Source organism: Micromonospora tarensis (genome assembly GCF_016803395.1).
Classification (GTDB): Bacteria; Actinomycetota; Actinomycetes; order Mycobacteriales; family Micromonosporaceae; genus Micromonospora; species Micromonospora tarensis.
The window spans coordinates 1-9,416 of sequence record NZ_JAEVHL010000250.1; the positions used below are offsets into that span (position 1 = coordinate 1).

8 protein-coding genes and 2 pseudogenes are annotated in these 9,416 nt (G+C 71.2%); 3 read left to right on the top strand and 7 right to left on the bottom strand.

Going from position 1 to position 9,416, the window contains the following annotated elements:
* Positions 1-328 (bottom strand): annotated as a pseudogene (locus tag JM949_RS29990) (bifunctional 3'-5' exonuclease/DNA polymerase); the annotation flags it as partial.
* 120 nt (positions 329-448) lie between these two features.
* Between JM949_RS29990 and JM949_RS29995 the strand changes: the two are divergent.
* Both JM949_RS29995 and JM949_RS30000 read left to right on the top strand, forming a co-directional pair.
* Positions 449-2,188: an ABC transporter ATP-binding protein gene (locus JM949_RS29995; protein ID WP_238434144.1), complete on the top strand. Its 1,740-nt coding sequence runs from the start codon at positions 449-451 to the stop codon at positions 2,186-2,188.
* A gap of 50 nt (positions 2,189-2,238) precedes the next feature.
* Entirely contained in the window at positions 2,239-3,933 is a 1,695-nt protein-coding gene (locus JM949_RS30000) for an ABC transporter ATP-binding protein (RefSeq protein WP_238434145.1), read from the top strand.
* A 6-nt stretch (positions 3,934-3,939) separates the two neighbouring features.
* On the opposite strand, the gene JM949_RS30005 is transcribed toward JM949_RS30000, so the two are convergent.
* From JM949_RS30005 to JM949_RS30025, 6 genes are read right to left on the bottom strand one after another with little or no spacing between them, the layout of a single operon-like run.
* Positions 3,940-4,866 carry a carbohydrate ABC transporter permease gene (locus tag JM949_RS30005; protein ID WP_203151500.1) on the bottom strand — a complete coding sequence of 309 codons (927 nt, stop codon included), beginning with the start codon at positions 4,864-4,866 and terminating at the stop codon, positions 3,940-3,942.
* Positions 4,866-5,774: a carbohydrate ABC transporter permease gene (locus JM949_RS30010; RefSeq protein WP_203151501.1), complete on the bottom strand. Its 909-nt coding sequence runs from the start codon at positions 5,772-5,774 to the stop codon at positions 4,866-4,868. Before JM949_RS30010 ends, JM949_RS30005 begins: the two co-directional genes overlap by 1 nt.
* Positions 5,775-5,792: 18 nt before the next feature.
* The gene (gene ngcE / locus JM949_RS30015) at positions 5,793-6,980 is read right to left on the bottom strand and encodes an N-acetylglucosamine/diacetylchitobiose ABC transporter substrate-binding protein (RefSeq protein ID WP_309232392.1); all 1,188 of its coding nucleotides are present in this window, start codon (positions 6,978-6,980) and stop codon (positions 5,793-5,795) included.
* Complete coding sequence (locus JM949_RS39360) at positions 6,872-7,243, bottom strand: hypothetical protein (protein ID WP_309232391.1); 372 nt, start codon at positions 7,241-7,243, stop codon at positions 6,872-6,874. Before JM949_RS39360 ends, ngcE begins: the two co-directional genes overlap by 109 nt.
* A 26-nt stretch (positions 7,244-7,269) precedes the next feature.
* Positions 7,270-8,019: a sugar isomerase domain-containing protein gene (locus tag JM949_RS30020; protein ID WP_203151502.1), complete on the bottom strand. Its 750-nt coding sequence runs from the start codon at positions 8,017-8,019 to the stop codon at positions 7,270-7,272.
* Positions 8,016-8,978 (bottom strand): MurR/RpiR family transcriptional regulator, encoded by a 963-nt coding sequence (locus JM949_RS30025; RefSeq protein WP_203151503.1) that lies wholly within the window; start codon positions 8,976-8,978, stop codon positions 8,016-8,018. Before JM949_RS30025 ends, JM949_RS30020 begins: the two co-directional genes overlap by 4 nt.
* Positions 8,979-9,184: 206 nt before the next feature.
* On the opposite strand from JM949_RS30025, the pseudogene JM949_RS30030 reads away from it, so the two are divergent.
* Positions 9,185-9,416: pseudogene (locus JM949_RS30030) on the top strand (ATPase); the annotation flags it as partial.

A 9,416-nucleotide genomic window follows, 5' to 3' on the forward strand; every position in this document is an offset into this window, starting at 1 on the left:
GGGCCCAGGCGGCGGCCAGCGAGCGGGGCTCACCCCAGCGGCCCGCGTGCCCGAGCAGCAACGCCTCGGTCAACTCCACGTCGTGGCAGCGGTCGACCCGGACACCGGCGCGCAGCAGCGTCGGGTAGATCGCGGTCGCGGTCGACCAGACCCAGCGCGGATGCTCGGCGGCCTCGCGCGCGGCGACCGCGGCGACCAGGTCGGGCACCACCTCGGTCGGGCCGGCCGGCCGGCCGGCAGCGTCAAGCGGGCAGAGTGCTCCCCCACCCCGCTCGTCGGACACCACCGCCACCAGCACGAACGCGATTCTGCCTCTCCCCTGCGACAGGAACGGAGGCGCACCTCACCCGTTTCGGGTCGGCGGGCTGTCGGAGCCGCTCGGTAGCGTGACCAGGTGCCTCCGCAGATCCCGCATTCCGATCCTGGCACTCCGGACACCCGTGGCCCGATGCGATACCTCTGGTGGCTGGTCCGCCGCCAGCCCGGGCGGGTGCTGCGCGGCAGCCTGCTCGGCACGGCCTGGATGATCGGGCTCTCGGCCCGGCCCTACCTGATCGCCCGCGCTGTCGACGACGGGCTGCGCGCCCGCGACACCCGCGCCCTGGCGCTCTGGGTCGCGGCGATCGTGGTCGCGGGTGTGGCGCTGTCCTACCTCGGCATCATGCGGCACCGCACGATGACCTTCATCCGGGAGGACGCCAAGGCCCGCTCGGCGGAGGTCCTGCTGCGGCACCTGTCCCGGGTCGGCGCGGTGCTGCCGCGTCGGGTCGGCGCGGGTGAGGTGTCCACTGTCGGTGGCTCCGACATCGACTGGACGGCGCAGGTGTTGACGCTGACCGGGCCGGGCGTCGGCGCGGTCGTGGCGTACGGGGTCATCGCCGTGGTGCTCTGGTCGATCTCCCCGCTGCTCGCGCTCTGCGTGCTGGTGGGAGTGCCGGTGGTCGGGCTGGTCGTCGGGCCGCTGCTGCGTCGGCTGGAGCGGGCCGAGTCGGTCTACCGGGGGCAGCAGGGGGCGCTCACCGCCCGCTCCGGTGACATCGTGGCCGGCCTGCGGGTGCTCGCCGGGGTGGGTGGCCGGGACCTGTTCGCGCGGCGGTACGCGGCCAGGTCCCAGGAGCTGCGCGCCGAGGGCTACCGGGTTGGCGCGGTCAACAGCTGGATCGACGCGGCGACGGTCGCCATCCCCGGGCTGTTCCTGGCGGCGGTGGTGTGGCTGACGGCCCGGATGGCGGTGACCGGTGACGTCACCATCGGTGAGCTGGTGGCCGTCTACGGCTATGTGGCGACCCTGATCGTGCCGGTCTGGTTCCTGCTCGAGGGCAGTCACCAGCTCATCCGGGGTCGGGTCGCGGCCCGACGGATCGTCGACCTGATGAACGTGACAGCGGACGACGTCGGCGGGCCGGGTCGCCGCTGGCCGGGCAGCCTGCCGGAGGCGCGACACCCGGATCAGCTGGCCGCGCCCGAGGGCCCCGCCGACCTGCACGACCCGGTGGCCGGGCTGACCGTGCGCGCCGGCCAGCTGACCGGGGTGGCGGCGGACGACCCGGCGGCGGCAGTGGCCCTGGCCGACCGGCTCGGTCGGTACGTCGCCAGCGGGGTCAGCTGGGGCGGCGTGCCGCTGACCGGGATCGCCCTGGACGAGGTGCGGGCCCGGATCCTCGTCGCCGACCACGACGCGTACCTCTTCGCCGGCACCCTGCGCGACATCCTGCGGGCCGGGGCCGACGCGGACGACGAGCGGATCCGGGTGGCCCTGCGGGCCGCCTCGGCCGAGGACGTCGTCGACGCCCTGCCGGCCGGGCTGGACACCCCGATCGACGCCCGGGCCCGGACCCTCTCCGGCGGGCAGCGGCAACGGATCCGCCTGGCCCGGGCGTTGCGCGGCGAACCGGAGGTGCTGATCCTCGTCGACCCGACGTCGGCGGTGGACGCGCACACCGAGGCCCGGATCGCCGAGCGGCTGCGGGCCGCGCGGGCCGGGCGTACCACGGTGCTGATCGCCACGTCGCCGCTGCTGCTCGGCCGGGCCGACCTGGTCGCGCACCTGAGCGCCGGCCGGATCACCGCCACCGGCAGCCACGCCGACCTCCTCGACCGCGACCCGGGCTACCGGCACCTGGTGGCCCGGGGCAGCGACGACGCCGACCTGGAGCAACCCGCCGAGACCGAGGAGGCCTACCGGTGAGCCGGCTGCCGGTGGCCGACCGCCGCACCGTACGGCGGGCCCTGCGGGACATGATCAGCCGGCACCGGCGCGCGGTCGGGGTGGTGCTGGCGCTGCACAGCGCGGCCGCGGTCGCCGGGCTCGCCCCGCCGTGGTTGCTGGGCACCATCGTCGACCGGGTCACCGCGGGCGCCAGCGTGGCCACTGTGGACCGGCTGGCGCTCACCATCGCCGGCTGCGTCCTGGTCAGCGCCTTGCTCTCCCGGTACGCCCAGTACGCCGGCCACCGCTTCGGTGAACGGGCCGTCGCCGAACTGCGCGAGGAGTTCGTCGCCCGGACGCTCGGCCTGCCGGTCTCGGTCGTCGAGCGGGCCGGCTCCGGGGACCTGGCCACCCGCAGCTCGGTCGACGTCGCGACGGTCGGCACCACCGTCCGGGAGGTGGTGCCCACCATCGTCATCGCGTCGGTGCAGTTGACGCTGCTGTTCGGCGCGGTCTTCCTGCTGCACCCGCTGCTCGGGGTGGCCGCGCTGGCCGGGCTCCCGTCCATCGTCGCGGTGACCCGCTGGTACCTACGCCGGGCCGGCTCCGCGTACCTCGCCGAGGGCGCGGCGGCGGCCGAGCTGACCGAGACGCTGACCACCACCGCCGAGGGCACCCGCACGGTGGAGGCGCTGCGGCTGGCCGACGACCGGATCCGGCACGGCACCACCCGGGTCGCCGTGCTGTGGCGGGCCCGTCGGGCGACCCTCGCGCTGCGTACCGTCTTCTTCTCGGTCGTCGAGGCCAGCTACCCGCTCCCGGTCGCCGTGGTCCTGCTCGTCGGGAGTTTCCTGCTCTCCCGGGACGCGGTGTCGCTCGGCGCGGTGGTCGCCGCCGCGCTCTACCTGCAACAGGCGATCGACCCGTTGGACCGGCTGTTGCAGTGGACCGAGCAGGCGCAGCGCGGCTTCGCGTCGTACGCCCGGCTGCTCGGCGTCGGCATGGTCCCGCCCGAACCACCCGGCACGACCGCCTCGTCACGGGGCGAGCGGCTCGTCGTCCGTGGCGCCCGGTTCTCCTACTCGAACGGGCCGGACGTGCTGCACGGCATCGACCTGGAGGTGCGACCCGGTGAGCGGCTGGCCATCGTCGGTCCGTCCGGTGCCGGGAAGTCCACCCTGGCCCGGCTGTTGGCCGGGATCGACGCGCCCCGGCAGGGCGTGGTCAGCATCGGCGGCTGCCCCGTCACCGACCTCGACCCGGCCGAGCGCCGCCGCCGGATCGCCCTGGTCACCCAGGAACACCACGTCTTCATCGGCTCGGTACGCGACAACCTCGCCTTCGCCGCGCCGGACGCGTCGGACGAGCAGATGCGCGCCGCGCTGGGCACCGTCGGCGCCGACTGGTACGCGGCGTTGCCCGCCGGCCTGGACACCCCGCTCGGTGACGGGGCCCGCCAACTCGGCGCGGCCGAGGCCCAGCAGCTCGCGTTGGCCCGGCTGGTGCTCGCCGACCCGCACACGCTGATCCTCGACGAGGCGACCGCCGCGCTCGACCCGACCACCGCCCGGCGGACCGAGCGGGCGTTGGCGGCCGTGCTGGTCGGGCGGACCGTCATCGCTATCGCGCACCGGCTCAACACCGCGCACGACGCCGACCGGGTCGCCGTGCTCGCCGACGGCCGGATCACCGAGATCGGCAGCCACGACGATCTCGTGGCTGCCGACGGCGCGTACGCCGCGCTGTGGCGCTCCTGGCACAGCCGGGTCGACGAGCAGCGGTGAGCGGTCCTACTTCACCGCGCCGGAGGTCAGGCCCGCCTGGATCTGGCGTTGGAACACGGCGTACACGATGATCATCGGAAGGATGGCGATGGTCAGCGCGGCGAACAAGCCGGACCAGTCGGCCTCGTAGCCGGCGTTGACCGAGATATCGGCGATGCCCTGGGTGAGCACCCACTTGTCCTTGGCGTTGGAGAGCAGCACCAACGGGAGTTGGTACTGCGCCCACTGTCCGATGATGTTGAAGATCGCCACACTGATCAGGCCCGGCTTCGCCATCGGCATCATCACCTGGAAGAACAGCCGGCTGTGTGAGCAGCCGTCGATCATCCCCGCCTCGGCCACCGACGACGGCAACGTCTTGAAGAACGCGGCCAGGAAGAACACAGTGAACGGCAACGAGTACGCGGTGTAGACCAGCACCACGCCGGTGTGGGTGTCCAGCAGACCCAGGTTCTTCACCACGAAGAAGAGCGGCACCAGCGCCAGGAAGACCGGAAACGCCAACCCGGAGACGAACAGGTAGTAGATCGCCCGGTTGCCCCAGAACCTGTAGCGGGCCAGCACGTACGCGGCCATCGAGCCGAGCAGCATGGTGAGGAACGTGCTGCACGACACCACGATCACGCTGTTCAGGAAGTACCGGCCGACGTTCGCCTTGGTCCACGCCCGGCTGAAGTTCTCCCAGCGCAGCTCGGCCGGGAGCGTCCACGGGCTGCTGAAGATCTCGCTGGTGTTCTTGAACGCGGCGAGGACGGTCCACAGGATCGGCACGATCACGATCACCGCCCACACGGCGAGCGCGACGTGCCCCAGGCCGGCGAAGAGCCGTACCTCCGAACGGGGATCCTTGCGGCCCGGCCCGGCGGGGGCGGACGGGTCACCGGTCTTCGGCGGTAGCGCCGCCGGTGGCGGCAGCGTCGACTGCGGATTCATCAGTACTCCACGCTTTCCCGCTTGGTGAGCCGCAGCGTCAGTGCCGCGAACGTGAGGGTGAGGAAGAACAGCGCCACGCCCATCGCCGAGGCGTAGCCGTACTTCGAGTAGACGAACGCGTTGCGGTAGATCTCCATCGCCAGCACTGTGGTGGCGCCGTCCGGGCCACCACCGTCCACCGAGAGCACCGCGACGATGGCGAAGCAGTCGAATGCCGCGATGCCCAGGTACACCCACGCGACCTGGAGCGTGTCCCACAGCAGCGGCAGGGTGACCCGGAAGAACAGGGTCACCTTCGTCGCCCCGTCCATCTCCGCGGCCTCGTAGATCTCACCGGGAATGGAGGCCATCCCGGCCGAGAAGAGCACCACGTAGAAGCCGACCGCCTGCCAGACCAGCACCGCGAGGATCGACCAGAGCGCCAGGTTCGGCTTGATCAGGAAAAGAATCGGCTCCAGGCCGAACTTCATCAGCACGCCGTTGATCAGCCCGGACTCGTTCGGCCGATAGACCATCTGGAACAGCACCGCGATGATCGCCACCGCGAGGACCTGGGGGAAGAAGAACACCACCCGGTAGAACTTCGCCCCCCAGACCCCCTGGCGTTGACCACCGCTGCTCCTGCCGCCCACGTTGAGCAGGAAGGAGAAGAACAGCGCGATGGCGATGGTGATCAGCGGCAGGGCAAGCAGCAGTACGCCGTGGTGCTGGACCGCCTTCCAGAAGGCTCCGTCGTCGAGCAACCTCCGGTAGTTGTCGAAGCCCACCCACTGCGGGGCGGACAGCCCCCGCCAGTTGGTCATCGAGATCTGGAACGCCTGCGCGTACGGCCAGATCACGAATGTCACGTACAGCGCGACCGGGGCGAACAGGAACCCGATCACGAATGGATACTTGCCGTGCCGCATGACCCTAGCTCCGATCGATCAGCGCTTGAACTTGATGACGGAGCTGTCCTTCTTGATGGCGTCGGCGCGCTTCTGGACCCGCTCCACGAACGCGTCCGCGTTGATCCGGCCGAACATCAGCTCGTTGGTGGCGGTCCGTGCCTCCGTGTCGAGCTCCTTGTACCAGTTGTCGAAGAGCATGTTGAAGACGTCCTTGCCGGCTGCCTTGAGCGCGGCCTGGGCGCTGGCCACACCCGGCGGGAACTGGAAGCCCTCGCTGCCGGCCGGCACGACCGTGGCCGCACCGACGGTCTCGGTGAAGCCCCGGGCGCCCGCCTTCGAGAGCATCTGGCGCATGTACTCCATACCACCACGCGGATTCTTGCTCTTGGACGAGACGAAGTATCCCTCGCCACCGGCCGCCCGGATAGCGGTCGCGGGCAGCTTGTCCGACGCGGTCAGGCTGGGCACCGGCATGAGCTGGTAGGTGAATCCCGCCGGCGTGTCCTTCTTCTGCTCGTTCTCCAGCCAGTCGCCGGAGGGGTAGAAGGCGACCTTGCCCTGGTTCTGCCGCAGCTGCACGTCGGTGTGCTTGAGCCCCTCGAAGCTCTTGTCCGAGTACTTCGCGCCGATCTCGGCCCACGCCTCCGCAGCCTGCTTGACAGCGTCCTGCTTCCAGGCGCCGTCCTCCAGGTTGTCGATGTTCTTCAGCACGTCCGGACCGCCGATCTTCGCGGCCTGGCTCAGGATCACGTTCCACTGGTAGTACGCCGCGTTCGCCCCGGCGTAGCCGTACGGCGTGATGCCCTTGGTCTTGATCTGCTCACAGAGCGCCTTGAACTGCTCGAAGTTCGTGGGTGCCGTCCAGCCGTTGTCCTTGAACAGCTTGCCGGAGTACCAGATGCCGTAGACCGTCGAGACGTAGTACAGGACGAACGGCTTGCGCTGCCCGTCCGCGGTGCTGAACATGCCCTGCTCGACCACGCCCGGGATGATGGTGTCGCGGACCTTCTTGCTCGGGTCGTCGACCGACGGCGCGTCCCAGAGCTCGGTGAGGTCCTGCAACTGGCCGTCGTTGACCAGCGCGCCGAAGTCGAGGAACTTCTCGCCCGAGTTGTTCACGAACTCCGGCGGGTTGCCGGACGCGAACCGCGGCTGGAGCACCGTGGAGACGGCCTGGGTGGCCTGGTGCTTGACCTCTGCCTTGGGGAACGCCGTCTTGTACAGCGGCTCGTGCACGTCGTGGCGTACTTCTCGCCGTAGCCACCGTTGAAGATGACCACCTCGATCGCGGCGTCTTCCTTGACACCAAGCGGGTTCTTCTCGCTCTTGGTGCCGCCGGCGACCTGCTCGTTCTCCTTGTCGCTGCCGCTGGTGGCGCAGGCGCCGAGCAGGCCGACGGCCGGAGTGGCGAGCATGCCCACGGCGGCGGCGCGACGCAGCACCGTGCGACGGTCGAGTGCGACCGGGTGTTCGGGGGTAATCGACATCGTCGTCTCTCCTTGGGGAATTCGGGTCATGCGGTACGACGGAGACGCCCGGCGTACCGCGACTCGAGGGCGATGTTGTGCTCGTCCCCGCCGGGGACGTTGGCGGAGAGGTAGATAGGGGGCACCTCTCCGGCCTGGTGGAACCGTCGTACGACCTCCGCGGTCAGCAACTGCGCCAGCAGCGCCGTGGTGACCGAGGAGACCGCACAGACCGCGCCGCCGCCCTCGAGCGGCAGCAGTGCATCGCCGTACGGCGCGCCGTTGTCCAGCACGACGTCGGCGAGGTCGGCGAGCCGGTGCCCGGACGGGTGCCGTGGCGCCACCCGCGCGGTGTGCTCGACCGAGGTGACCGCGATCAACGGATGACCGCGCTCGGTGACCAGCGCCGCCAGCTCGACCACCGAGCCGTTGATGCCGGATTGGGACGCCACCACGAACACGTCGCGCGGCTGCGGCGCCGCGAGCGCGTAGATCTGGTGGGCGATGGAGGGGTCGCGTTCCAGTTTGGGGTCGGCGAGCACGTCGCGCGGGGCGTCCCCGTGCATCACCAGGTCCCGCACCGAGAGCCGGTTGGTGGGGACCAGTCCGCCGGCCCGGGCGACCAGCTCGGCGGCGAAGGCCTCGGAGTGCCCGGCACCGAACGCCTGGAGCACGCCGCCGTCGCGCAGGCTGTCGGCGATCAGATCGGCGGCCCGGGTGATCCCCTCGGCCTCCGAGTCGAGCAGCCGGTCGAGCACCGGCCGGACGGCGTCCGCGTACCCCTGCGCGCTGATCATGAAACGGCTCCCTTCGCGGCCTTGTGCCCGTCGACGGCCTGCGCGGTACGCCGGAAGGCCGCGTGGGCGCGGTCGTGGGTGCGCTGGGCGACGGCGATGTAGAGCAGGTCGAGCACCACCAGCTGCGGGTGTCGGGCGGAGAGCGCGTCCGGCCGGAAGGTGGTCGCCTGGCTGGCCGTGAGCAGCACGATGTCGGCCAGCTCGGCCAACGGTGAGCGGGGGAACCCGGTGAGCGCGAGGGTGGTGGCACCCCGGCTGCCGGCCTCGGCGAGCATCTCGATCGTTTCCCGGGTCTGCCCGGTGTGCGAGATGCCGAGCGCCACGTCCCCCGTGCGCAGCAGCGCGGCGCTGGCCAGCCCCTCGTGCACGTCGTTCCACGCCCAGGCGGCCACCCCGATGCGGTGCAGGCTGAACTGCATCTCCTCGCCGACCAGCGCGCTGCCGCTGGCGCCGAAGATGTTCACCCGGTTGGCGCCGGCGATCGCCACCGCGGCCCGTTCCACCTCGACGAGGTCGAGCAGTGCGGCGGTGTCGTGCATGGCCCGGGTGTCGGCGGCCATGATCTGGTCGAGCACCCGAGCGAGCGGGTCGTTGGGCTGGATCTCCCGGCCGATGTCGACGGTCCAGCCGGCCGAGCGCGCCCGGCCGGTCTCGGCGGCGATGCCCAGTCGCAGGTCCGCGTACCCCTCGAAGCCCATCGCCCGGCAGAAGCGGGTGATGGTGGCCGGCGAGGTGCCGCTACGCTCGGCCAGCTCGACGATTGTCGAGCGGGCGGCGGCCTCCGGGTCGCTGAGCACGTGCTCGGCGACCCGGCGCAGGGCACCGGTCAGCTCGCCGAGGCCGTTGCGGACCCGGGCCAGCACTCCGTCGGAGGCTGATCCGAGGGCGCTGCGCCGGTCGATCACATCGGCGTCGACCACCGCGGTCCCCGCGGCGGTGTCCACCTCGTGATCAACCATGGGTCGCCTCACCTTTCCGAAAAGCTTGTTAACTGTTAGTGGTAAAAGTTCTTACTAACCGCCCCTCCGTGTCAAGACTGTGGGCGAAGTTTTCAAACTGTTACCTGGCGCACAGCCCTCCGGGCACCCCGGAACTTGCCCTACACGGTGCCGCCGACCAGCATGAACAGTCCCCACGACCGCGCCGCACAAGGAGAACCGTGCCGATGCCCGACACCCTCGTGGTCGGTCTCGATGTTGGAGGAACGTCCACCCGGGCGACCGTGCTGACCCTCGACGGACAACGCGTCGGCACCGGCCACGCCGGCGGCGGCAACCCCACCAGCCACGGCGCGGAACGGGCCGCCGCCGAGCTGCTGACCGCGCTCCGCGCGGCGCTCACCGACCTCGACCCGACCCGGGTGGCCGCCGGCACCATCGGGCTGGCCGGCGCCGGCC